Below are 21,651 nucleotides of genomic sequence, written 5' to 3' on the forward strand. Positions count from 1 at the left end.
ATCGGACCCGGGGCGCACCGCAGGATGCCACTAAAGGTGCGGGGCAGACTTCCGTGTATCGACTGATGCGAGGCAGATCTGGTTGAGGCTCTCCGCGTTAAGCGGGTTGCGGGCGAAGTCTCCATAGCGGGCAACGAGCTGGAGGCCGGCAGCGGCGAGGGCGAGCGGAAGCTCCTGCGGGAAGAATTGCCGCAGCGAGAGGGGCGCAACGACGCAATCCGCCGCGTCGGGGACGCGGATGCGCCAATTCGATGTGCGGATCTGCGCGACCGGGTCATAGCTCGCTCTCTCCTCCGCCCGGACCGCGGGCGAGGGGTTCGGGCCGGTGTCGAGCCGGACCCAGCCATCAGCAGGCCGGATCAGGGCCTCGGGCTTTGGGAGCACGACGTCGAAAGCGAGGACACCGCCGGGCGCGAGATGACGGCGCACGCAGGTCAGGCAAGCTTGGACCTCCTCCGCGGTCAGGAGGTGGGCCAGCGAGTTGCAGGAGACCACCACGAGGGCAAACTGCTGTCTGAGGTCGAAGTCGCGCATGTCGCCAGCGATGAAGTGCATGGACAGGCTTTCCTCGCCTGCCTTCCGTCGCGCGGCGGCCAGCATGGCAGACGAGGAATCCAGGCCCACCACATCGCAACCGGCTCGTGCGAGCGGAAGCGTCAGGCGCCCGGTACCGCAAGCCAGTTCAAGGACCGGTCCGCCGTTGCGGCGGGCTTCGTCGAGGTAGAACGCCTCGCAGGGACCCGGCTGAACGATGGCATCGTACAGGGCAGGAATGTCATAGAGCGTCAGAGCGCCTTGGTCAGATGCATCCTGAAAAGCGGTGATTCGGTCAATGTCCGTGTCGCTGTTCCGCGTGGAAAGGTGATCAAGCGTCATGGTACGCCCGTGCCCGCAATTCAGAGCTCGCTCAAGCTTTATCGAGAGATGTAGCTGCAACCTCTATGTTCTGCAGCCACCGGAAAGACGGTGGTACGCTGCGAAGCAGCCTTGCTCGACGCCGACGGAATTCTCGGCCTGGTGTGACATCGGCACGAGAGGTCGGCCTTGTGTCAGTCCGGCCTCTTCATCCGTGTCTTCATTACGATGCACCGGATCACGGGGTATATTGACCCGATCCCATCGGTGCACGCCACCATTGGAGACTACGTCTGGCACGCCTCGCCATAATCGCGCTCCGATCTGCCAACTGCGATTTCATGTTTTGGCGGGACGCACGGCAGGGTTGTCCTGGGGTACGAACGCGCCGCCTATTTGCCCATGGTCTGCTGTTTGCTGACGGAGCTCTGCGAGTGTGGAACCACCTTGGTGTCAGGTAGGCACATGAGGCGCAGCACGTTCATCGCTCGGTTCTCAGAGGCCAGCTGCCTGAGACACCCCACAGCGTCGGACCGGCTGTAGAGAACTGCGAGCAAGTCCGTCAGCAGTTCGTTGGCCGTATCCAGGCCACGGGCCTGCGCATAGTCGGCGAGGTCGTGGACCGCATCGATGGTCCGATCCAAGCCACCACTCTGACGATACTGCTCACCGCCGATGCTCGGCATGGTAGTCGACCTTTCCTGACTGCTCGTTCTATCAATGACGGCGCGCCTAAGAAGATGAACAGAAGTTACAAGTTAACCAGCGTAGGAGGAAGATCAGGCAAGCTACTGACGGGCCTCAAAACACGCTTCCAGGGAATGAAATAATCGCACTGTTCAGGATGTAATGAAGACCGAACACTTCGGTACCGGATCCGACGTTAATGCCTTGTCCACACCTTTGGTGCGCTGATCCACATTCGGTCTCAGTTGAGCAGAGCTGATTGATGGCGCACGAGAACGGCCCGATTTCGGACCCCTCTGTCGAGGATCTGCGATCGTTTGTCGCAGCCTCCGTCGCGACGTTGGTCGTCCAGCGCCCGCATCCTCACGATCGTCTTGCCTTGGTCGGCGGCCTACGACAGGAGCTGGAACACGTTTTGACGCATGCTCCAGCAAGCGACGGCAAAGGAGATCAGGTCGCGTTTCGTGCTCGCCTAGCCGCCATCTGCGATGCCGAGTTCGCTCGTTATGAAGCATTGCTCACTTCGAGCGATCAACATGCGCCTCCTTTTCATCAGTGGCGAGGAGGCAGCCCTGCTGTGTGACACCATCAGCGGGGCAGACATAAGCCGCCGGCGTGGCGCTGGAGCGGCTGCTCGCGGCGGAGAGGCACGTCGTGTGCGAGGGGACCTGGATACTGCCGGCACCAGGCCAGCGGCGGCCTCCCTCTCCGTTTAAGACAACGCTTCTGTCTTGCATCCGTGTCATCTGGCTGTCATCTAAGTCTAAGGTGCTGTCGCCGTTCGGCCGGTGATCGTGCCGCGCTCACGAGTGGGGCTCTGGTCTCACCCTAAGCACGGAGAAGGTCATTGGCTGCTGGCGACCAAGAGGCCCTCGCGGGGCGGTGCGATGCGCTGACCCTTGCGGTCTCAGTTCTCGCGGTAGAGTTGAGCTTGGCTCGGTCGAAGCTCAGCGGTGAGTGCTCTGACCAGGCACGAGCGAGCGTGTGTACCAAACTGCAAGAGCATGCTGCCCGCCTGTCGCAATCTCTTCGCGACGGGGGCCGCGTCCAACGGGCATGCGGCTTGGATGAACAGATCCAACTGATCAGGCACATCCTGCGGCAGACGCAGGTTCAATCGGCCAGCTAGTGAAAGAGCCGCTCCAGGATCTCTCCTGGGCAGCTCTGTGCTGCGGGCCGGCTTCGACACCGGCTGATGCGGCCCTCTGAAAGGTTAGCGAACGCGGCCCGCGTGTCCCTCCAAGCTGCCGCAGCGGCCTTAGCTTATGCCAGCTACTTCAGTTGTTGCTAGCAAACATGTTGTCGGTGGTTGGTCAGGGATCGCGAGTAGGTGCCCAGCCTCCCTCAATGCTGAGGTCACGACCGGTTGGACGGCGAACTGCTAGCTTGTCTGGAGTGGCACCTAACGGACAGGTCGAGCACAGCCCGCGAGGACCGGCAATCCGGATTGCTAGGGAAGGGACCTTGTAAGCTAACATTGACCTCTAGAGGCGGTCACCGTCCAATACATCCCGAGATGTCATGGCGAGAGCCGGATCACTGAAAGGGCAGGACCATGTCATGGTGGAGGGTTGGGACAGCAATCTTGTTTCTGGCTTTCCCATCCTCTCCCTGCGGTTTTGATGATTGGAGGAGGGCAAGTGGTGGAGACGCGCGCGACATCTCGCTCCACAGTCAGATTGTCAGCGCCTACGCAGACGCGATTGCTGACGGGATGGCGGCCGTTCGTGCTGAGTATGCGGAGAGTGATCCCGCCAAGTGGCCTGCCGAAGCTCCTGGCCGAACTGAGAGAAACAGGTGAATAGAACCCCTATCATGACCCGCTCCATGCTCTACGCCGCGGCCCTGGCCCTGATTACAACGACAGCCGTTGCTCAGCAGTTGGTAGGTCGCTTCCGATCGTGGTCGGCTGCCACTCATCAGGAGAGTAGCGGAAAAATGTGCTACGCTTTTACTCAGCTCGCAGGCGGCCGATCTCCGAATAGTATTTTGACCGTCTCCCATCGGCCTGACGGACGCAACCAAGTCGCGGTCCGCCTTGATCGTCGTGTTCGTCGCAACGCTGATGTCATCGTTACGGCTGGAAGCACCAGCCTTCGCTTTTATACGGCTCAAGGGACCGCCTTCGCTCGCGACGGCAATGCTGCCATCGCCGCGTTCCGCAGAGGGCAGAACGTGGTTGTCAGGAGCCCGGCCGCCAATGGTCGGGGCACCGTCAGCAACACCTACTCTCTGTCCGGGTTCTCCGCTGCCTACAACGCCATTAGCCGCGAATGCCCGCCCGCAGCAGGACGGCGTGTTGGTTCCTCAGCGCCTCGGAGAGGCACATAGCCGTCCACGTCCGTTCCGGTGTTCGTGCCGCTTCAGCAGAGATGTGAGCATCACGGAGCTCCCACTTCTTCCTTTCGCCGCTTGTCGACCTCCTCGCCATATCGGCGCAGAACATGACTGGCCGTCAGGAGGCCAAGAACTTTGCGGTCCTCTTGGCCGTTGATCACGGCCAACGCCTCCGTCTCCGCAGCATCGAAGACGGCCATGGCCTCTTTGGCGTTCATCGTGGGGAGGAGTGTGTGCTCGCTGTAGCGTAGCAGAGGGCCAATGGTCTCGACCTCCGGACCGGCGGTGTGTGCCTCAGCTACCAGGATTGTCCCCACGTATCGGTCACCTGCATCCACTGCCAGAACGCGCTCAGTCGAGCCGAGAGGAACAGCCCGCCGGAAGACAGCAAGCTTCGTGTCCGCAGGTACGGTCCGCACGTCCCGACGCATCATCCGCCGCACGGTGAGCTCCCGTAGCCAGCCCACATCATGGGCCGAGCGGATCGCCTCGCCGCGCAGGTGAAAGCGCCACGTGGCGAAGGAGTAGCCGAAGAGGCGGCGTACCGTGATTCCGGAGATGGTTACGGCTGTCAGCACGGCACCGGCAACCTCGAAGCTCCCGGTGGTCTCAAGGGCAAGGAATGTCATGGCCAGAGGTGCCCCGATTACCGCCGTGCCGAATGCGCTCATCCCGACAACGGCCAGGAAGAGCGGGTCCACCATGGACGTGCCGATCAGGTTGAGGCCGGCAGCAGCCACCTTCCCCAGCAGAGCGCCCAGGAGAAGGGAGGCGAAGAACAAGCCGCCCCGAAAGCCAGCTCCGATTGAGACGGCGGAGGCGACAGCCTTGAGCACCAGTAAGAGGAGCGCCGCCCGTACCGGTCCCTCCGTGCTGAAAGCGACATGCAGGGCGCCGTGACCGGCCGAGAGCACGCCGGGCGAGAGAAGGGCGAGTAGACCGACCACGAAGCCCCCCACGGCGGGCCGAATCATGGCCCAGGGCACACCCTTGCGGATCGCTGTTTCCACAACCCCGACACCGCGCATCAGCCCGATCGCCGCGAGCGCGCAGATCGCGCCCAGGAGGAGGGCTGTGGCGTAACCTCCCCAGTCCGGTGGTGCTACGCCCCCAGGTTCGACGAGATAGGTTTGTCCGTGCAGTGCTCGCGCGACGAGCGTCGCCGTGACGGAACTGGCGACCACAGGCGCGAGGCTCGCGATCGCGTATGTGCCGATCACCAGCTCAAAAGCGTAGAAAGCGCCTGTTAGTGGTGCGTCGAACGCGGCGGCGATGGCGCCTGCCGCGCCGCACCCCACCAGCACTCGCAGGTCGCCGCGCCGCAGACCTAAGAGGAGCCCGAGGCGCGACGAGATGCCGGACGCGACCTGGGTGTAACCAGCCTCCAGCCCGACCGAAGCGCCGAAGCCATTGGAAACGAGGTTTTGCGCGGCTACCACGGCGCCATCACCGAGCGTCATACGGCCGCCATGCAGCGCATTGGCCTCAATCGGATCTACTGGCGTACGCCGAGACCAGTACGCCAAGACAGGGTTCATCAGACCGAGCACCAGCCCACCGATGGCTGGGAGAAGGAACTGAAGATGCTCGGCCTCACGCAGCCTGCTCAGCCCATGAGCACTCTCCTGGCCAAACAGCATCTCATGCATCCATCCGGCAATACCGCTCATGGACGCGGCTACCAGTCCGCTCGTGATCCCAATTCCGATCGCCAGCGCAACCAGCCCTGGCTCGGTCTCACGAACCCAGGACCTTAGTGATCCGATTGCACTCCTCATCCATTGCGTAGGCGGGTCGGAGGTCACTTCCATCTCCGGGGTGAACTAGGAGCCGCCTTGAGACACATGGAAAGGCAGGAGGACAGGGGGCAGCTTAGTTAATCAGCCCGCTCACACGAGCCCGTAACTTTCCGTTACCGCCGGGCATATCTCTTTCTGAGAGATCGCGTCTGACCTGCTGGAGCAGCGTCAGGCTGGTTTCCATGCTGAAAGCTTGGGCGAAGGCGGTATGCATCTTAACTGATGCAGCGAGCCGCCGAGCTCCTGGGCGCAGAACTGCCCGCCAAGGGGGAATCAAGCGGCCGGCTACTGGGAGAACTCCGATGCGCCCCGACTAGGTGGGACCATGTCGTAACGGATAGCGCCAGATGCAGGCTGCCCTGTGTCAGGGTCGGTGCCGGGGTCTCCAGCTTCACAGCCATGTCCTGGCCGACGCGATAGCGTCCCCGGCGAACCGCCGTGAAGCCAAGAGCCAGATACCCTGGTGCGACATCGCCGCGATGTTCCTCGGCAGAGGTGAGGACAGCCGCAGCTGCGATGCGGGCAGCCGCGACGTCGAGACGGCCAGCACGATCGCGGAGCAGTCCGCCCTAGTGTCAGCTAGCCGAAGCTGCGTTGCGTCCGCTGCGGCGCGCCCGCCGACATCGTGGGGTTGGCGGGGCCGCCGAAGGTGCCGGGCATGGAAGGGACCTGGCTGTTGCTCCAGTGAGGGGTGGGGGGGGGTGGCGGCGAGGATAGAATGCCACGCGCGCGGCCTGCACGGCGGGCTGTCGCAGTCGGATCTTCGGCTAGAGCTGGTCGGGCCGTGGGTGGGGAAGCGGTGAAGGCGGCGACTGCGGCTCGTCGTCCTGTGTCTTCGGCGGATTGAGCGGGTTGCCGGCCGGGGCCGGAACGCTGGCGAGCAAGCGCCGGCTCTCTTCTATGAGTGCGGCTGACCGCTGGACAATCTGTCGAATGTCTTGGGCATGGCTGAGATAGATGCGCGCTCGGGGTGGGCTGTTGGACACTGCTTCAGAGACTGCACTGTCGCTCGCCGGGCAACATCGCAGGTTAATGAGCCGGGGCGCGATGGAGCCGCCGCCGCTTTCGCTTGGAGGGCGTTGATGATCGGCCAAGAAGGATCGTCCGATGCCCGACCAGGACCCCGCCCCGCCGCCACCGTCTCCCGAAGTGCCCGGCGGCACGCCTGCGCCCACTCCGGAGATCCCGGCCCCTGGCCCTGTTGCTCCACCGCCTGCGCCGGGGCCAGAGATCCCGGTCAGCGATCCGGTCGGACCCAGCTCGCCTCCGGGGCCGGAAATCCCGGCCATGCCGCCCGCACCAGGTGGGGGAATGCCTCCTACGGTGGCGTAGCCGCGGCTCCTTCGACGAAGCGGCAGCCTGACCGACAACAGGGCGTTAGGAGGCGGGGGGAGCCACCTTCGGAGGCTCCGCGATGTTGTCACCGTCGATGGTCAGGCCGGGCAAGTCCGGCGACCCCTTCGACCTTTGGCTTCGGCACAGCCTCACCGAACGGTGGGGCGCTGTTGCTGACGAGGAGATGCCGACGGACCTACTCCGGCTGGCCTGTGACAGCCGGTCCGAGTGGGAAGAGATGCGGGAGAAGTGGCTGGAACCGGGTAGCGACAAAAATCCTGCAGCTTAACCCAGGAAGTTGTCTGCCGAGCCCTGCCCCGCCGAAGTGGACCGGAATCAGGAGGCGGGCGAATGGAGTGGATCGGTGCCGGGCGCGAACGGGCAAAGGCACACATCCTCGATCTGGAGGATCGCATCGCTCGCCATGAAGCTGCCCTGCAAGTCTTCGAGGCCACCGGCTTTGCCGACGGCCTACTGGTGGGAAGCGAGGTGGTGAAGGCTCTAAAGCTCTCGTTACGCCTAAGCCGATCCACCTTCGAGCAGATGGAGCGGTCCCACTGGCTGTCGCTCACGTCGGATGCTCGGGCGTCATCGTGAGGGGAGCGTCCCCAGGAGGATGACGTTATCAGACCGGTATCCCGCTCCTCCCAATCCCGTGAGCTTGGGCATAGCCGGGACATTGCGGGCAAGTGACGGAGACTGTTCGCCTCTCTTCTCAACAGGCCAACACGGATGCGAACTCAGCCATTCGCGTCGAGATGCCGGCCGTCGTGGTCCAAGTGCATGTAGTTCGGGTTGAACTGCGCGGCAGCCATCAGCGCCTGAAGGTCCGGAATAGTTAGCTCGCGCCCTTTCAAAACAATCAGCCCCGCCGACCTCAGTTCCTGCAAGGTGCGGTTCACATGCACGTTGGACAGGCCCATTGCTTCGCCAAGTACCGTCTGGGTCATCGGCATCTCGCAGCGATTTCCCGCGGTCAGCCCCACCTCGCGTAGCCGTAGGAACAGCTCGCAAAGCAGGTGCCCCATCCGCTCGGTCGCACTGCGTTGGCCAAGGTTGACCGTCCATTCCCGCTGGATCGAGGCACTCACCAAGCTTTCCCACCATAGAGCCTGGGTAATGCGGGGATGGTTCAGCGTGATCTCCTCCATCACGGTGCGCGAGATGCGAGTGAACGTCACGGGAGTGAGGGTGCTGATGGAGTGATCCATCTGGCGCAGGACGAAGACGTGGCTGTCACAAAGGTCGCCTGGCACGAAGAAGGCGATGATCTGCCGGCGCCCGTCCTCTAGCGTCTTGTGGCGGCAGGCCCATCCCGAGAGCACCAAGTTTACTGCTTTGGGCTGCTCGCCCTCCCGAATGATGTCCTCACGCGCGCCCAAGCGGCGAACATCCTGCGCCGATACCTGCTCCAGGACCCTCTTGTCGTCCTCCGAGAGCTTGGTGAACTGCTCCAATTTCCGGATGAGTGGGTTGGTCATGCTGCCCTCGGACGATCCTAAGCCTAGAACGGCCCGCATGCAGAATGGATTATTTGGCTGAGGGCAGCGGCCAGCACGCCGTACGACGGACATGCCCCGAACGCACAACCGCCCGCCTCGGAGGGGACCAGGCGGGCGGCTACTGCTACTGGACCACAAAGGATGTCCCGATCGGGTGGGGACTGTGCCGTAACGGCAGATGATGAGGGCAGGTTGCCCTTACCCCGGGTTCATCTCATGCCGGAGCGCGCGTAGAAGGGCGCGCATCTCTAAAGGCTTCTCCACCCGTGGCAGATGGGCGTAGGCCTGAGGAATAGCCTTGTTGTCGTACCCCGTCGCGAGTGTAATCGGCACACCGCGCGCCAGCAACGCGTCCACCGCCGGCCAGACCATCTCGCCCGCCAGGTTCACGTCCAGCAAGGCGCCGTCGATCCGCTCCTCATCCCGCGTGAGCGACACCGCCTCCGCCACGCGGGCAACCGGTCCCAGAACCTCGGCTCCATCGCCCTGCAACGCCTGCGCCACCTCGTCGGCCAGAAAGTACTCGTCCTCCACCACCAGAATGCGGCAGCCCTGGAGGTTCGCTCTTGCGCTTCGGCTCATGCTAGCTGCTCCGGCATCCGGATCGCGTTCACCGGCAGGGTGATCACGCAATGAACCCCATCCGGGGTGAACTCCCGCCACGTCTCAGCCTTGAGCTGGTACGGCAGCGCGCGCTCGATCAGCTCGCTCCCATAGCCGCGGCGGGATGGACGACCCGGAGGCATCTCCACCCCACTCTCCCGCCATTCCAGCACGAGTTGCACGTCGGCGCCGCTGTGCTTCTCGAAGTGCCACGTGACGGACAAGCGCGCACTATCCTGCATCAACGCCCCGTACTTCATGGCATTGGTCGCCAGCTCGTGCAGCGCCAGCGCGACCGGCTCCACCTTATTGCCGGGCAGCTCCACCGGTGGGCCGGAGACGGTGACCTTGGCGGAGTGGCCATCCCCCACCGCCTTCAGCTCAGCCTGTACCAGTTCCTCCAGCGCCACCGACCAGGCCGTTGAGCGTGTCAGGAACCCCTGCACCCGCCCGAGGGTCGCCAGGCGATCATCGTACTCGTCGCGTCCTGGCGAGGGCGCGATGGAACGGCGCGCAACGTTGCGGACCACCCCCAGCAGGTTCCGCGTGCGGTGCTGGAGTTCGGCTACGAGGACCTCCTGCTGGCCCTGGAGGCGCTTCAGATCCTCGATATCCGTCGTCGTGCCGAGCCACTCGACGATGCGCCCCTCGGGCTGCTCCGCCGTCAGGCCGTTCCGAACCGGGACGGACCGTGTCTGGTGCCACCGGTAAGTGCCGTCGGCGGCCCGCCGGACCCGGCATTCCACATCGAGCCGACCGTGCGACCGCGCCTCGTGCCAAGCCTGCATCGTCCGCTCCTGATCGTCGGGGTGGACCGCCTCCAGCCATCCCCAGCCGTGGCTCTCCTCCTCCCGCTGTCCCGTGTAGCCGCACCACTGCGGGGAAGCCCAAGTCCAAAGGCCTTCGTCGCAGGACCGCCAGACGAGCTGCGGGATGCCCTCGGCGAGCGAGCGGAACCGCTCCTTCTCGCCCTCCAGCGCATCCTGAGCAGCGACCATGTCCGTCACGTCCTGCACGACGCCAGCAACCTGCCGGATCGTACCGGCCTCGTCACGGATGGTGAAAAGGGTATCGCGGAGGTGGATAGTCTCGCCACTCGGGCGGACGCGCCGATAGTGAACGACGGTCGGCTGGTCGGCGACGGCGCGGGGCCATGCCGCTTCGAACGTTGCGTGGTCGTCGGGGTGGACGAGGTCGCGCATCAGCGCGTGGCCTTCGAGGATAGGGGCGCGTGGCGCGCCGAAGATCCGCTCGAAGGCGGGGGAGAGATATTCCAAGCGGCGTCGGCGGGCATCCGCGATCCAGAGCACGTCGGCCGAGTTCTCCGCGAAGCCCCGGAACCGCGCCTCACTCTCCCGCAGCACCCGCTGGGCCTCCCGCCCCTCGATCAGGTCGGCCGCCTGCCGCGCCAGGAGGTCGAGAAACCGCAGTTCCCGCTCCGTCGGGCGGTGCCCCGACACGCGCCAGTGGGTGTTCAGCATCCCGAGCGGCCGACCCGAGCGCGACAGCAGTGGCGTGGCCTGGGCCGAGTGGTAGCCGGCTGCGACGTGCATCCGGCACGCCTCGTCCGCCTCGTCGTCGAAGTCCATAAAGGTGCGGCGGCCCGAGCGCAGCGCCATGCCACAGGCGGTGCGGCTGTCCGCGTCCACGCGCTGGAAGTGGTCCGTCATCCTCCGGTCGAGGTTGCGGGTTGCGAGCAGCACTAGCGAGCGCGTGCCGGGATCGTAGATCTGGACGGTCCCAGCATCGGCGCGCGTGAGTGCGATGGCGGCGGTCAGGACCTCCTCGTGGATGGTGCCCGCGTCCTCCTCCGTCACGAGGCGCACCGCGAGGTCGCGCAGGAGCGTCGTGTCCGCGAGGTCGGCGGCAAGCGCCCGCTCGCTCTCGCGCAGCGTCGCCTCGGCCCGATGGCGGCCGGTGACCTCCGCCAGTGTCTGCAACGTCCCCGCGACCCCGCCCGCCTCGTCGCGCAGCGGCACCCAGGCGGTGTCGAAGACCCGCTCCTCCGACCCGCCGTCCGGATTGCGGAGCGTGATGACGAAGCCGGCGAGTTGCGTCGTCCGCCCCGCACGGACGGCATCCAGCAATGGTGCGATTACCTCCGCGTAGGCTTCCGGCCAGCCCTCCGCGACGGGGCGGCCGAGGAGGGCTGGGTGGCGGTCGCGGGCGATGGTCACGTAGGCATCGTTGTAGATCTGGACGTGCGCCGGTCCCCACAGGACCGTGGCGGGGCCGGGCATCGCTAGGATGGTCTCCACGGCCCCCAGCAGCCGGTCCGGCCAGCCGTCGATGGGGCCGAGCGGCGTTATGGCCCAGTCATGCGCCCCGATGCGCCGGGCCATTTCGCCCTCGCTCGGTGGCCAGGCTGAGGCTTTGTTTTGGTGCTCGACCATTCCGTAGAAACGGCCCGAACTCAGCCAGGTTGGTCAACACAGTCCGTGGGCCAGGAGCGCCGCCGTTCTGAAACGACAAAGCCCCGCCGGTGAGGGCGGGGCTCTTACGGTCCCAGGAGGCTTGTCATCGCCTGACCCCGGGGCCGGCCTGGGTTGCCCCAGGCTTCCAAGCCCGGCACCACCCTTGCCGATGGAGGAGCGGGAACGCTCTACGTCATGGTGGCGGCAGGCTCAGCCCCGCTGAACCATTGAAAAGCCGGCTAGCCCGCCGACTGGGAAGCCGAGAAATTCAACAGATCTGGGAGGCGGCCATCACCCCCGTCGACGGCCCGGCAGGTAAATGGACAAGCCGAAAGCCAGGAAGGCTAGCGGAACGGCTATCAGGGCAGCGACTTCGAGGCCGGTCATGGGTCCTCCTTCAACTGGCCCAGGGTTCGATCTGCGAGAGTATGTAGGGCGCGGGCGATCACCAGGGAAGCGATAAGCACTAGGACCGCGACGAGGAGGTAGGGTCGACTTTCCGCGAAGACTACGGCGGCAACCGGCGTAATGACCCCGCCTGTCAGGCAAGCGGTCGAGGCACGGTCCAGTGCATTAGCCCGGAGCTTCACCCGCTCGTTGTGGAGAAGATAGGGCATCTACCCTCCGCCTAGTCGTTCGGCGTCGGCCGACACCCCGGCCCGGTCTCCCGGAACGTGGTGCAGGAGACGGGCCTTAGACGATGAAGTCGGAGGCGATGAGATTGCCGAAGACGTCCACGGCCTGCACGACGATCTGCAGAACCGCCCTTCCCTCCCCGGCATCCGCCTCCACAAGGAATCGGCCGCCGCCCAGCACCTCGGATCGCAGTTCCGGCCCTGTGGCGCTGAAGCCGACATTGCCGATGAAGCGGTACCCTAGCCCGCCGAACAGCGGTGAGAAGTCGATCAGGTCGCCCTCCCCACGGGAGAAGTCGGCGATCAGGTCCCCCCCTGGCCCGGGCGTGCTGTCCCCGAAGGTCGCGAAGACGAAGCGGTCCGTCCCGGCACCGCCCACTAGCAGGTCCGACCCGCCGCGGCCGAGCACGTAGTCGTTGCCTGCCCCGCCGATCAGGATGTTGGCCCCGCCATCGCCCACCAGCACGTCGTCGAAGGCGGAGCCGGTCAGGCCCTCCACTTCCAGCAGCACGTCGCCCGCGGCGTCCGCGCCCGCGCCCGCGGCGGCCCCGCCGAGGAAGGCGGTCACGCCGGCGTCGGAGGTGAGGTAGTCCACCGTGTCGAAGCCCGCGCCGCCGATCAGCAGGTCCGCGCCGCCGCCCCCGCGCAGCAGGTCCGCCCCATCCCCGCCCAGCAGCAGGTTGTCGGCCCCGTCCCCCAGCAGCGTGTCGTTGAGGGCGCTGCCCACCACCCGCTCGATGTTGGCCAGCACGTCCCCGGCAGCGTCGCCGGCGTAGCCGACGCCGAAGCGCAGGTCGACGAAGACGCCCGAGACGGAGGTCGCGTAATCCGCCGTGTCCGGCCCCGCCCCGCCGTCCAGCGTGTCCGCCCCGGCGCCGCCGCGCAGGAAGTCGTCCCCGGCCCCGGCGTTCAGGATGTTCCCGCCGGCATCCCCCAGCAGCACGTCGTCGAAGGCGCTGCCCACCAGGTGCTCGATCCCGACGAGGGTATCGCCAGCCGCCTCGCCGCCCGTGCCCCGCCCCTCCGCGAGCGAGACCCGTACGCCGCCGGGCGCCATGTCGTAGCGCGCGACGTCGATGCCGTCGCCATCGATGAGGCTGTCCGCGCCCGCGCCGCCCATGAGCGTGTCGTTGTCGGCGCCGCCGTCCAGCGTGTCATTTCCGTCCATCCCGCGCAGCAGCTCGTTCCCCGCGGCACCGAGAAGGATGTTGGCGACGCCGCTGCCGGTGATGTCGTCGTCCACGATCGAGCCGATGACATCCTCGACGTTCGAGAGGACGTCGCTCTCCGAATAGGCAGAACTCGAAGAACCCCCGAACCGGGCGGCTCCAGCCGTCAGGTCCACAATGAGATAGTTGGCAATGGTCCGTCCTGGCCTGCCGTAGTCGCTGTAATAGCTGTAATCCACCACGTCGTGCGCGCCAGCTCCGCCGTCGAGCGAATCATTGCCCGCCCCGCCCCTGATGGTGTCGTTGCCCTCTCCGCCGAGCAGCGTGTTGTCTGCCTCATCACCGGTCAGGGCGTCGTCGTAAACCGTTCCCTCGACCCGCTCGATTCCCGTGTAAGTTTGTCCAGCCGCCGCCCCACCGCCTCGTCCGGTGGCAAGATTCACTTCCACGCCATCCGCCGTGTAGGTGAAGCGCAGGGTGTCGATTCCGTCGCCGCCGTCGAGGCTGTCCGTTCCTGCGAATGTGACGAGAAGGTCGTCGCCGCCCCCGCCGAAGAGCTGATCATCTCCGAGCCATCCGAACAGAGTATCAGGGCCTCCAGCGCCCTGCAGGACCAGATTGCTCTCAGAATTCAGGTCGTAGGCGCCGACGCTCCCACCTCTTAGCGTTCCGCTCTCAATGATACGCAGGGTCAGGCTGCCACCAACCGCGTTAGCATCGAAGAAAGCCTGATTCATCCGCACATCAGCGATTCCAGCGTTGCTCACGCTGATCAGGCTAAAGCCTGTGATGCTGGGAAAGTCTTGTCCATACAGCCAAGGCCAAGATGGCCCCCTGAGGTCAAACCGTAGTTCAGCGGGATTCCCTGCGACACTCCCGCCCGTCACGGTATCTTCTCCATTAAAGAAGACATAGTTGTTAACTGTCGCGACCTCGCCGGGGCCGACGGAGATTGGCCCCTCGGCCCCGCGCACCTGGAACGTGTAATTCGGCATCAGAGCGGTCCCCGCAAAGTTCTGCTTCATCGGACTGTGCTTCACGCCTGAAGCACTTGATAGTCAGGTTGTATCTGGCGCAGATCCAGCCCTCGGCGTCACTCGACCACCGTTGCCCGCCGCAGGCATTGCAGAATGATTGCGGCGACGGGCTCGCATCCATGCCGGGCCACCGTAACGCGCGGGTGAGGGCGGTGATCAGGAACCCGTCGCCTTTTATGGCGTCCAGGCTTGGCGCCATCCGGCGTTAAAACCCTACTAAGCCTCATTCTCGGCCTCTCTCCGCTCGCTTTCGGGCGGTGAACGCTGCCGCTGCCTCGGCCAGACTTTCACTGCGTCGTGGAGGAGGTGGAGGAGGCCCGACTGCCACCGGCGTCGCAGGCGGTGGAGGGGTTGGAGGCGCTTGGCTTCTTACTTCCCGCTGCAGCCTTTCCAGATCCGCCGTCCACTCGGCGTGCGCGTACTTGAGCCCGGCTATTACACCAGCCAGGAACGCGTCGGCCGCTTCCTCACTGACGGTCGTCAGTCGGGCGTACTCAGCGGCAATCCGCCCGGCGTGCTCTCCCAACAAGGGGAGCCGTGTACCGCCACGCACGATCTCAATGCAGCTTCCGGCGGCCACAATGACCAAGCGGTGTGCGGACGGACGGGAAGCGGGCATCGTCACTCCACCATGGGCCTAAGACGCACCCGCGGTCCTTCACCACTCTTGGCGATGAACTCGACCCCGGCGGCCGCTAATGCGTCGCGCACGGCCTTCATTGTGGACGGCCTAGACCGGCCTTTGCCGCGCTCCAGGAGCATGATGGTTTGTGGCTGTCGCCCGGCCCGCTCACCCAGATCCTGCTCAGTCCAGCCTAGGAGTTGACGGGCGGCGCGGCACTGTGCGGGCGTCACGCGCTGGGCTTCCGCATCCTGACGCCGGCCCCGCCGCCGTTCTCCGCGATGAACTCGACGCCGCCATCCTCTAGCGCGCGCTGAACCTTCTGAGCATTGCCAGCCGAACTGCGCTCCACGCCCAGCTTCTCCATTCGCTGGATGGTAGGGAGCGAGAGCCCGGATTTCTCCGCCAGATCGCGCTGCTCCCAGGTCAGAAAGACCCGCGCCGCCCTAATCTGTTTAGCCGAAATCATGTTTCAGGCATCATCCGCGATATGTGGTGCTTGACGCCTCATGCGGCGCCCATTATGTCTCACACATCACGTGAGACGCTTCAAGGGTTTCCGCAGATGCTCCAGCCAAGTCTCCACCTCAACCCCGCCGTCCGCGACGCCGCCGACCTGATGACCGATCGGGTCGTGACGGATGCCCTGCTGTGGGACGTGGCGGCAATGAAGGGGCTGCCGCTATTCGTGGAGGCCGGTTCCGCCATCGACCGCACCGCCGCTGTCGAGCGCGAGCTGGTGGGCACCACGTCCAACGCCCGCATCACGGCCAGCCTCTACCGCGCCGCCTGCCGTTGCCTGGGCTTCGCGAATGCCGCCGCTCCGGTGGACCGCCGCGCTGCCCAGCGGAAGGCGATGGGCGCGCTCAACAAGGCCCGAGCGGAGATGCGGAAGGCGGAGAAGCGCCTCACCGCCGCCCGCGCGGCGCTGGCCGCCCTGGCCTCCTGAACATGGCCACCACGACGACCCTGATCCTGCTGGGGAGCGACGGTCGGCACGTCCTCCTCGGCCGCCACGCCGAGCCCGACGAGGCCGAGCTGGAGAGCATCGCCGCCAGCCTCACGCGGGCCGGCCTGGGCGGCTGGGTGGCGCGGATGCGGGGTGATTACTGGCACCGGCAGCGCGCCGTGCGGCTGGAGGAGATCCGGGTCGCGGCGCCCAGCGCCGTGCCGTTCGCGGAGGCGGTGGCCGCCTTCCAGGCCCGGCGGCGGGCGGACGGCTCGCTCTGACAGATCCCGCGGCCCGGCGGCACGCATCCGGGCAGAGCGGCCGAGCGGTGGGACCTGGAGCCCCCACCGACCGGCCTAACCACAACCGCAAGCCCCTACGAGGCTGAGACCATGGCTAGCGCGATTTCTACCCTGACCATCGGCAGAAGAAGAAGAGGCGGCTTTGACCCGCTCGCGGACGCCGCCCGCGATCCCACCATCCGCTCCAGGCTGGAGGCCCTGGCAGCGCGCATCATCGCCGCCCTCGACGCGGCCGACGCCCCGACCCTGGACATGGAGCCCGACGTTGACGGCGAGGCCGAGCCCGCCGAGTTCAGTCTCCAGCCGATCGCCTTGGCGCCGAGCGTGCGCCCGATCGCCTACCAGCCCAGCCCCGCGACGATGCGCACCGCCTACCGCGCGACCGGCGGGCGGGTGCCGCGGAACCTGCGGAGGGGGCGGGCATGAGCGGCGGGCCGAGAAGAAGGCGCAGCCTCATGGCCGCCGTTTCCCTCCTGGCCGCCGCTCCGGCCGTCGCCGCCCCCATCCCCATCCTGCGGCGCCTCCACAACGTCTCCGTGGACCCGCTGCTGCCCGTGTCCGACGAGTGGCTGCCTCCCGAGGAGATCGAGCGGCGCCGTGCTGCCGCTGCGGCCCGGACGCCGATCGCCTCGAACCCAGACGACGAGGGCATCCGCGTTTGCCTCGCCCATCACGACGCCATCCGTGCGGTGAACGAGCACCGAACCGGCGTGGATGACGATGACCCGATCTGGCTGGCCTACGAGCGTTCCAAGAACGCCATTCACGACTTCGAGCCGGTGACGTTGGCCGGCATGGTGGCGAAGGCGAGGGCAGCGAAGGCCGAGGCCCGGAACCCGGACGGCACGGAGAGCCCGTCTAACTGCCCGGCCGAAGATTGGGCCTGGGACCTCGTGCACGACATCCTGCGGCTCGGGGGTGCGGCATGAGCGCCCCGACCCGTCGCGGCGTCCTGGGTGGCATCGCCGCCCTCGGCGCCATCCTTCCCGCTTCGGCGGCGGAGCTTGGCACGCCGGCCCTGCGCTGGGCGCAACTCGACTGGAGCGGCCCCATCCCGCCCGTCGAAGACGGGCCGCACCCCGACGCCGCTCTGATCGAGCTGGCGGAGCGGTGGCTGGCGCTGGACCGCAGCCACACGGACATGCTGGAGAGAAGAGGCGCCGCCGAGAGGCGCGGCGACACGGCCGAGGCCGAACGCCTGGAGGCGCTAGAGCAATCCGAGACTGGGCTCTGGTGTCAGATGCTAGACGACGCGTTCCAGATGCAGCCGAAGACGCTGGACGGGCTGCGTGTCCAGGCGCGCATCGTACTCGCCTACCATGAGCACTCCCCGTCCTCGACTGAGGACGTGATGGCCTTCAACTTCGCTGAGTATGTGCTGACCCTGACGGGCGGGGTTCCGGCGTCGTGAGTGCCACCACCACGGCGGAGGGTGTCGGCAATGCCGATACCCTTCCCGACGCCGCTCTCCTCGGGCTGCTGGCCGCGTTCCGGCGGGCGCAGGCATGGGAGAAAGCCACGCGCTCCGACTGGAACGGGACTGCCTCTTCAGACCCGTCCTGGTCCCGTGTTGCCGCCGCTCACGCGTCCGCCGTGCGCGCCTGGCACGACGTGCTGCGACGGATCGCGGCGACGCCTGTGGAGGGCGTGGTGGGGCTGGCGATAAAGGCCGGGATCATCGCGGCCGAGGCCAGCGCAGAATCCTGTATGACGGCCGATGATGTGGCGGTGGTCCGCAGTCTGGAGGCGGATCTGGCGCGGCTGATGCCGCAGGCGGTGGCGGTATGACCGCATCCTCGTCAAGGACTTCTAACACCGCGCTGGAGGCGCGCAGCATCCTATCGCTTTCAACTCCCCTGCTCTCCCCTCGCCTTGGGCTTTGGCGCTTCGTGGCTAAGCGGCTTCCACATCCAGCCGTCGTTTGCCGGTTCGCCTGGAAACGGCATCACACCCAAGGTTCGCTGGGAGAGCCGGACCATAGCGCGGCGCCGCCGCTCAAAGGGGGAGCCCCTTCCGATACATGCGTCCCCCGCCCCTTCGTATTCGAGCGGAAACACCTGCTGGACGAGGACGGAAAACTGTTTGGCATACCGACGGCGGATCAACTCCTGGATGACATCACGCCAGAGGCTCGCCTTCGCGTAGGCGGGATGCATCCAGAGAAGATGGAAATCGAGGATCGGACCGGCTTCGCTCAGCTCCTCCATATCCCACGTCTCAGAGAGCGCGACGCCGAGGTCGTAGGAAGCTTGGGACCAGGTATCCATCTCCTCCAAGAAACTGTCGTTATCGATGCCCGGAACTGGGTGCCATTCATCAAGGTGAATGGCGCCTACCCTGTCTCCATTCTGCTCGATCCAGCCCATCAGCCGGCGATGGGCGACGACCTCGTTCTCCGTCAGCCAAGACTTCGGGCTGAGGTGATAGGCCAGGTAGCAGATGGGAGCGTCTTTCGGTCCGACGACCAGCCGCTGCGGGTATGCCCGGTGGTAGGCATTGCGCAGCTCCGTTTCGAAGCTCCCTATCAGTGCATCGGTACGCCGAATGCGGGTCCAGCCGTTCCACCGCGGGAGGACGACTTTCTCGACCGGTCTACGCCGCTGTCGAATGGGCGGGAACGGGATCAGGTTTGCCGGCATAACTGGATGCTAGGCCCGGCCTCATTTCGAGGCCAGACTGGCCTTCAGTCGGTCAGTCTTTCCCCATTTGGCGCTGGGTGGACCGGCGGACCACCCGCTATATTCCTCTACGGCGGGGCTAGGCTGATCCCCGAACGCCGGCTCTCCGCGCCGGCTGCCCCGCCGACCACCATGCGGGGTGCGCTGCGGAGGCGCGGTGATGGCGGACGAAGAGGGCGGACGACCCGCACCGCAAGGGCTGCTTTCAGGCTTGCTGGCGCCCAACACCATAGGGGCGGTGGACACGGCCGATCTGCACGGCACAGCCGCTGCATACGACTTCTTATCGATGGCGCGCTGGGCGTGCATGCCGTCGGAACAAGATTGTCCCGACCCCCTGCTTCGGCACGCCGTTGGAACTCTGATTGCCACGGAAGGCCCGAAGGGTGCCGCCACAATCCTGCGGCGCTTAGCGAACAAGGCTGCTCGAACCAGACCCGCCAAGTCGGAGCCTCAAGGGCTTCTGAGCGGTGTGTTCCCGTCGTCGGCTCGCAAACGTGGACGTCCGTCGACGAGAAATATTCGAGGGCAGGCCGAACTTGTGCTCCGCCTCCAACGTGGCAATCCAGAACTTACCGTTGCAGACTGCGCCCGCGTAATTGTGGCCGAATGCAAGCGGCGGGGAGTGCCTCTCCCTTTCAAGAGTTGGGAGGGGTACCTGACCGAACTCCGCCGTGCCGTGGTCGCCTTACGGGCGCTGCTAGACAAAGGCAGGGCAGAATAATCGCTGCCCCGGAGAGGGCATTTCTCTCTTGTCGCGAAGCTGCTGCCTCTGTGTTCAATGGGTGTCCTTCACCGCGTGCCGCCGCAGCGGCACCAATGGAGGACACCTTGAACCATCTCCTTTCCACCAACGCCTTGCCCGCCCCGGAGCCGGTCGAGCCCGACCTCTCCGCCCTGCCGGTCAACGCTGACCGGCGGAAGGGCGCCGAGCTGGTCACGCGCTTCTATTTCCCCGTCAGCCCTCGCACCATTGAGCGGTGGCGTCTTCCGTCCCGCGTCGTGGGCGGAAAAGCGATCTACAGCACCGCCGCGCTGCTGGCCTACGCGAGGGGGAAAATGAACGCCGCCCCTGTCATCATGAGCGGCAGCGCCTCGAAGGCGGCCTAGACACGAAAAACCCCGGCGCATGAGGCACCGGGGCGGTTCGTGACGCGTGAAATGTGGTGGTCTGACAACTCCGCATGTAGCGCAGCAAGACCGCGCCGACAACGCCTTTCGCGCCTCCAGCACATGGAGGACGGCGAGATGCCATCCAACGATAGGACCTTCCCCGGCGCCCACGCGCGCCTGCACCGGAATTACGAGATTGCGGGCTATTCGGCGGCCTGGACCGTGATGCTGGCCGGCGAGGCTGACCGGGCCACCCCCGACGCCCTGGTCGTGCCGGGTCAGCTCTCGGCGCTGCTGACCTTCGATGACGGCTTCTCCTGGCCGGATGCGGACGGCATCGCGCTGGCGAGGGCAACGCTGGAGCGGGGCGGCGTCGTCGCGATGGCGTTTGCTTCCATCGCCGACGCGCTGGCATGCCTGCGCCGCCTGCACCGGGAGGCCGGCCAGTGAAGCGCCCCCTTCCCCGCCAGCCACAGTCCGCCCCGCGGCCTGCGTCGCCCCGCGTGATCCTTCTGCCCGATGCTGCCGCGCCCGACGGTTTGCCTCGTGCAGGTCTGATGCACCCCGGCGCGCGCCTCCCGGTGCTGTTCCCCTCTCTCCCCGCGGCGCTCGCCGCCCTCGCCAACATGGAGGCGCGGGTATGAGCGCGCTCACCCTCATCCAGTCAACCCGTCCGTCGGTTGTCTGTAAAACCTATAGGCGGTCGGCCGACGGCGAGATCCACAAGGCAGCGGTCGCACACGTCACGGAGGGGACAGGTCGCACTGTCTCCGTCGGCGACGCGGAAGCGATGGCCGCCCTGCTGCGTGAGGTGACGGAGAGCCGCAACCTCGTCCTCTGCAACGGTACCTTCGACGGAGCTGGGGCGGTGGATTTCCGCCTCGTTGCCGAATCCACCCTGGCAAAGGTGACGGGCACCTCCGTTGGACAAGCGCCCGGCGGCGTGCAGACCGTGGAAGGGCAGCGGGTGGCGGCCCGCCTCAAGCGCGGCGTCGCGCCGTCCGCGTGGCTCCTGCTGGACTGCGATAACCCGCTCGGCATTCCCGATGACTGGCGCGCCATGGGTATCGAGGATCGGGTCAAGCTCCTGGAGCCGGTCCTGCAGGGCATCTCGGCATGCGAACGGATCGAGCTGCGGTCCTCTTCGGCACGGGTCCACAGGCCCGGCGAGGCGCCCGGCCCCGCCTCGCACGCCTGGGTCCGAGTGTCGCACCCCGATCTGATCGAGACGATGCGGGCCGCCACGCGCGTGGCCATGGTCAACAACAAGCTCTCCTTCCCGTCCCCTCGGTACAGCCGAACGGAGCCGGGCAAGGTTATCGGGTACGAGCCCCGGACCGTGGTCGACCTCGCCACCTGGGATCGAGGGCGGCTGGTGTTCTGCGCCCGGCCGGAGGTGGCCGCCGACACCGGGTTGGTCGTCACAGACGCCGCGGTGGAAGTCGTCAACGCTGGCGCCGGCGCCTTCAACAATGGCCACTTCACCATCCCGGTTGCATCTGATCTCGCAGCGTACCGGGAGGCCACAGGCCGGAAACTCCGCATCCGGCACGGCGCGACCGGGATCACGACGGATGAGTGAGGCGCGCTGACGGAAGACACGGAGATTGAGGC

20 protein-coding genes are annotated in these 21,651 nt (G+C 66.1%); 11 read left to right on the forward strand and 9 right to left on the reverse strand.

Going from position 1 to position 21,651, the window contains the following annotated elements; translation table 11 throughout:
- Nucleotides 1-30: 30 nt before the first annotated feature.
- Together ACP6CK_RS06035 and ACP6CK_RS06040 are read right to left on the reverse strand one after the other, a co-directional pair.
- Nucleotides 31-876 carry a class I SAM-dependent methyltransferase gene (locus ACP6CK_RS06035; protein ID WP_426957979.1) on the reverse strand — a complete coding sequence of 282 codons (846 nt, stop codon included), beginning with the start codon at nucleotides 874-876 and terminating at the stop codon, nucleotides 31-33.
- A gap of 371 nt (nucleotides 877-1,247) precedes the next feature.
- Nucleotides 1,248-1,541 carry a hypothetical protein gene (locus ACP6CK_RS06040; RefSeq protein ID WP_426957980.1) on the reverse strand — a complete coding sequence of 98 codons (294 nt, stop codon included), beginning with the start codon at nucleotides 1,539-1,541 and terminating at the stop codon, nucleotides 1,248-1,250.
- Between the two features lie 1,939 nt (nucleotides 1,542-3,480).
- On the opposite strand from ACP6CK_RS06040, the gene ACP6CK_RS06045 reads away from it, so the two are divergent.
- Nucleotides 3,481-3,873, forward strand: a complete 393-nt coding sequence (locus tag ACP6CK_RS06045; protein WP_426959883.1) for an invasion associated locus B family protein — start codon at nucleotides 3,481-3,483, stop codon at nucleotides 3,871-3,873.
- Nucleotides 3,874-3,923: 50 nt separating this feature from the next.
- Here ACP6CK_RS06045 and ACP6CK_RS06050 read toward each other — a convergent pair whose 3' ends face one another.
- Nucleotides 3,924-5,549, reverse strand: coding sequence for a chloride channel protein (locus tag ACP6CK_RS06050; protein WP_426957981.1), 1,626 nt, complete (start codon nucleotides 5,547-5,549; stop codon nucleotides 3,924-3,926).
- A gap of 1,815 nt (nucleotides 5,550-7,364) precedes the next feature.
- Here ACP6CK_RS06050 and ACP6CK_RS06055 point away from each other — a divergent pair.
- Nucleotides 7,365-7,610, forward strand: a complete 246-nt coding sequence (locus ACP6CK_RS06055; RefSeq protein WP_426957982.1) for a hypothetical protein — start codon at nucleotides 7,365-7,367, stop codon at nucleotides 7,608-7,610.
- A gap of 143 nt (nucleotides 7,611-7,753) precedes the next feature.
- Here ACP6CK_RS06055 and ACP6CK_RS06060 read toward each other — a convergent pair whose 3' ends face one another.
- From ACP6CK_RS06060 to ACP6CK_RS06080, 5 genes are all read right to left on the reverse strand, one after another.
- Nucleotides 7,754-8,494, reverse strand: a complete 741-nt coding sequence (locus tag ACP6CK_RS06060; RefSeq protein WP_426957983.1) for a Crp/Fnr family transcriptional regulator — start codon at nucleotides 8,492-8,494, stop codon at nucleotides 7,754-7,756.
- 219 nt (nucleotides 8,495-8,713) lie between these two features.
- Complete coding sequence (locus ACP6CK_RS06065; protein ID WP_426957984.1) at nucleotides 8,714-9,097, reverse strand: response regulator; 384 nt, start codon at nucleotides 9,095-9,097, stop codon at nucleotides 8,714-8,716.
- Nucleotides 9,094-11,460 carry a PAS domain S-box protein gene (locus ACP6CK_RS06070; RefSeq protein ID WP_426957985.1) on the reverse strand — a complete coding sequence of 789 codons (2,367 nt, stop codon included), beginning with the start codon at nucleotides 11,458-11,460 and terminating at the stop codon, nucleotides 9,094-9,096. The genes ACP6CK_RS06065 and ACP6CK_RS06070 overlap by 4 nt, the downstream gene beginning before the upstream one ends.
- 765 nt (nucleotides 11,461-12,225) lie before the next feature.
- Nucleotides 12,226-14,073 (reverse strand): calcium-binding protein, encoded by a 1,848-nt coding sequence (locus tag ACP6CK_RS06075; RefSeq protein WP_426957986.1) that lies wholly within the window; start codon nucleotides 14,071-14,073, stop codon nucleotides 12,226-12,228.
- Between the two features lie 1,151 nt (nucleotides 14,074-15,224).
- Complete coding sequence (locus ACP6CK_RS06080; protein ID WP_426957987.1) at nucleotides 15,225-15,464, reverse strand: helix-turn-helix domain-containing protein; 240 nt, start codon at nucleotides 15,462-15,464, stop codon at nucleotides 15,225-15,227.
- Nucleotides 15,465-15,560: 96 nt separating this feature from the next.
- On the opposite strand from ACP6CK_RS06080, the gene ACP6CK_RS06085 reads away from it, so the two are divergent.
- From ACP6CK_RS06085 to ACP6CK_RS06110, 6 genes are all read left to right on the forward strand, one after another.
- Nucleotides 15,561-15,944, forward strand: a complete 384-nt coding sequence (locus ACP6CK_RS06085; protein ID WP_426957988.1) for a hypothetical protein — start codon at nucleotides 15,561-15,563, stop codon at nucleotides 15,942-15,944.
- Nucleotides 15,945-15,946: 2 nt separating this feature from the next.
- Nucleotides 15,947-16,225, forward strand: coding sequence for a hypothetical protein (locus ACP6CK_RS06090; RefSeq protein WP_426957989.1), 279 nt, complete (start codon nucleotides 15,947-15,949; stop codon nucleotides 16,223-16,225).
- 111 nt (nucleotides 16,226-16,336) lie between these two features.
- On the forward strand, nucleotides 16,337-16,672 hold the full coding sequence (locus tag ACP6CK_RS06095; RefSeq protein WP_426957990.1) for a hypothetical protein: 336 nt from the start codon (nucleotides 16,337-16,339) through the stop codon (nucleotides 16,670-16,672).
- 29 nt (nucleotides 16,673-16,701) lie between these two features.
- A complete protein-coding gene (locus ACP6CK_RS06100; protein ID WP_426957991.1) occupies nucleotides 16,702-17,175 on the forward strand; it encodes a hypothetical protein in 474 nt (157 codons plus the stop codon).
- Nucleotides 17,172-17,657, forward strand: coding sequence for a hypothetical protein (locus tag ACP6CK_RS06105; RefSeq protein WP_426957992.1), 486 nt, complete (start codon nucleotides 17,172-17,174; stop codon nucleotides 17,655-17,657). The genes ACP6CK_RS06100 and ACP6CK_RS06105 overlap by 4 nt, the downstream gene beginning before the upstream one ends.
- The gene (locus tag ACP6CK_RS06110; RefSeq protein ID WP_426957993.1) at nucleotides 17,654-18,034 is read left to right on the forward strand and encodes a hypothetical protein; all 381 of its coding nucleotides are present in this window, start codon (nucleotides 17,654-17,656) and stop codon (nucleotides 18,032-18,034) included. The genes ACP6CK_RS06105 and ACP6CK_RS06110 overlap by 4 nt, the downstream gene beginning before the upstream one ends.
- A gap of 59 nt (nucleotides 18,035-18,093) precedes the next feature.
- Here ACP6CK_RS06110 and ACP6CK_RS06115 read toward each other — a convergent pair whose 3' ends face one another.
- On the reverse strand, nucleotides 18,094-18,885 hold the full coding sequence (locus ACP6CK_RS06115; protein ID WP_426957994.1) for a hypothetical protein: 792 nt from the start codon (nucleotides 18,883-18,885) through the stop codon (nucleotides 18,094-18,096).
- An 870-nt stretch (nucleotides 18,886-19,755) separates the two neighbouring features.
- Here ACP6CK_RS06115 and ACP6CK_RS06120 point away from each other — a divergent pair.
- From ACP6CK_RS06120 to ACP6CK_RS06130, 3 genes are all read left to right on the forward strand, one after another.
- Nucleotides 19,756-20,034, forward strand: a complete 279-nt coding sequence (locus tag ACP6CK_RS06120) for a hypothetical protein (RefSeq protein WP_426957995.1) — start codon at nucleotides 19,756-19,758, stop codon at nucleotides 20,032-20,034.
- A gap of 138 nt (nucleotides 20,035-20,172) precedes the next feature.
- Complete coding sequence (locus ACP6CK_RS06125) at nucleotides 20,173-20,487, forward strand: hypothetical protein (RefSeq protein WP_426957996.1); 315 nt, start codon at nucleotides 20,173-20,175, stop codon at nucleotides 20,485-20,487.
- A gap of 190 nt (nucleotides 20,488-20,677) precedes the next feature.
- A complete protein-coding gene (locus tag ACP6CK_RS06130; RefSeq protein ID WP_426957997.1) occupies nucleotides 20,678-21,619 on the forward strand; it encodes a hypothetical protein in 942 nt (313 codons plus the stop codon).
- The last annotated feature ends 32 nt before the right edge of the window (nucleotides 21,620-21,651 follow it).

It is taken from the genome of Muricoccus radiodurans (assembly GCF_050154705.1).
GTDB classification, from domain to species: Bacteria; Pseudomonadota; Alphaproteobacteria; order Acetobacterales; family Acetobacteraceae; genus Roseomonas; species Roseomonas radiodurans.

Excerpts from the sequence above, each read along its gene's own strand:
- ACP6CK_RS06035 (WP_426957979.1), bottom strand. The coding sequence starts at position 876 with ATGACGCTTGATCACCTTTCCACGCGGAACAGCGACACGGACATTGAC.
- ACP6CK_RS06040 (WP_426957980.1), bottom strand. The coding sequence starts at position 1,541 with ATGCCGAGCATCGGCGGTGAGCAGTATCGTCAGAGTGGTGGCTTGGAT.
- ACP6CK_RS06045 (WP_426959883.1), top strand. The coding sequence starts at position 3,481 with ATGTGCTACGCTTTTACTCAGCTCGCAGGCGGCCGATCTCCGAATAGT.
- ACP6CK_RS06050 (WP_426957981.1), bottom strand. The coding sequence starts at position 5,549 with ATGAGCGGTATTGCCGGATGGATGCATGAGATGCTGTTTGGCCAGGAG.
- ACP6CK_RS06055 (WP_426957982.1), top strand. The coding sequence starts at position 7,365 with ATGGAGTGGATCGGTGCCGGGCGCGAACGGGCAAAGGCACACATCCTC.
- ACP6CK_RS06060 (WP_426957983.1), bottom strand. The coding sequence starts at position 8,494 with ATGACCAACCCACTCATCCGGAAATTGGAGCAGTTCACCAAGCTCTCG.
- ACP6CK_RS06065 (WP_426957984.1), bottom strand. The coding sequence starts at position 9,097 with ATGAGCCGAAGCGCAAGAGCGAACCTCCAGGGCTGCCGCATTCTGGTG.
- ACP6CK_RS06070 (WP_426957985.1), bottom strand. The coding sequence starts at position 11,460 with ATGGCCCGGCGCATCGGGGCGCATGACTGGGCCATAACGCCGCTCGGC.
- ACP6CK_RS06075 (WP_426957986.1), bottom strand. The coding sequence starts at position 14,073 with ATGAATCAGGCTTTCTTCGATGCTAACGCGGTTGGTGGCAGCCTGACC.
- ACP6CK_RS06080 (WP_426957987.1), bottom strand. The coding sequence starts at position 15,464 with ATGATTTCGGCTAAACAGATTAGGGCGGCGCGGGTCTTTCTGACCTGG.
- ACP6CK_RS06085 (WP_426957988.1), top strand. The coding sequence starts at position 15,561 with ATGCTCCAGCCAAGTCTCCACCTCAACCCCGCCGTCCGCGACGCCGCC.
- ACP6CK_RS06090 (WP_426957989.1), top strand. The coding sequence starts at position 15,947 with ATGGCCACCACGACGACCCTGATCCTGCTGGGGAGCGACGGTCGGCAC.
- ACP6CK_RS06095 (WP_426957990.1), top strand. The coding sequence starts at position 16,337 with ATGGCTAGCGCGATTTCTACCCTGACCATCGGCAGAAGAAGAAGAGGC.
- ACP6CK_RS06100 (WP_426957991.1), top strand. The coding sequence starts at position 16,702 with ATGGCCGCCGTTTCCCTCCTGGCCGCCGCTCCGGCCGTCGCCGCCCCC.
- ACP6CK_RS06105 (WP_426957992.1), top strand. The coding sequence starts at position 17,172 with ATGAGCGCCCCGACCCGTCGCGGCGTCCTGGGTGGCATCGCCGCCCTC.
- ACP6CK_RS06115 (WP_426957994.1), bottom strand. The coding sequence starts at position 18,885 with ATGCCGGCAAACCTGATCCCGTTCCCGCCCATTCGACAGCGGCGTAGA.
- ACP6CK_RS06125 (WP_426957996.1), top strand. The coding sequence starts at position 20,173 with ATGCCATCCAACGATAGGACCTTCCCCGGCGCCCACGCGCGCCTGCAC.
- ACP6CK_RS06130 (WP_426957997.1), top strand. The coding sequence starts at position 20,678 with ATGAGCGCGCTCACCCTCATCCAGTCAACCCGTCCGTCGGTTGTCTGT.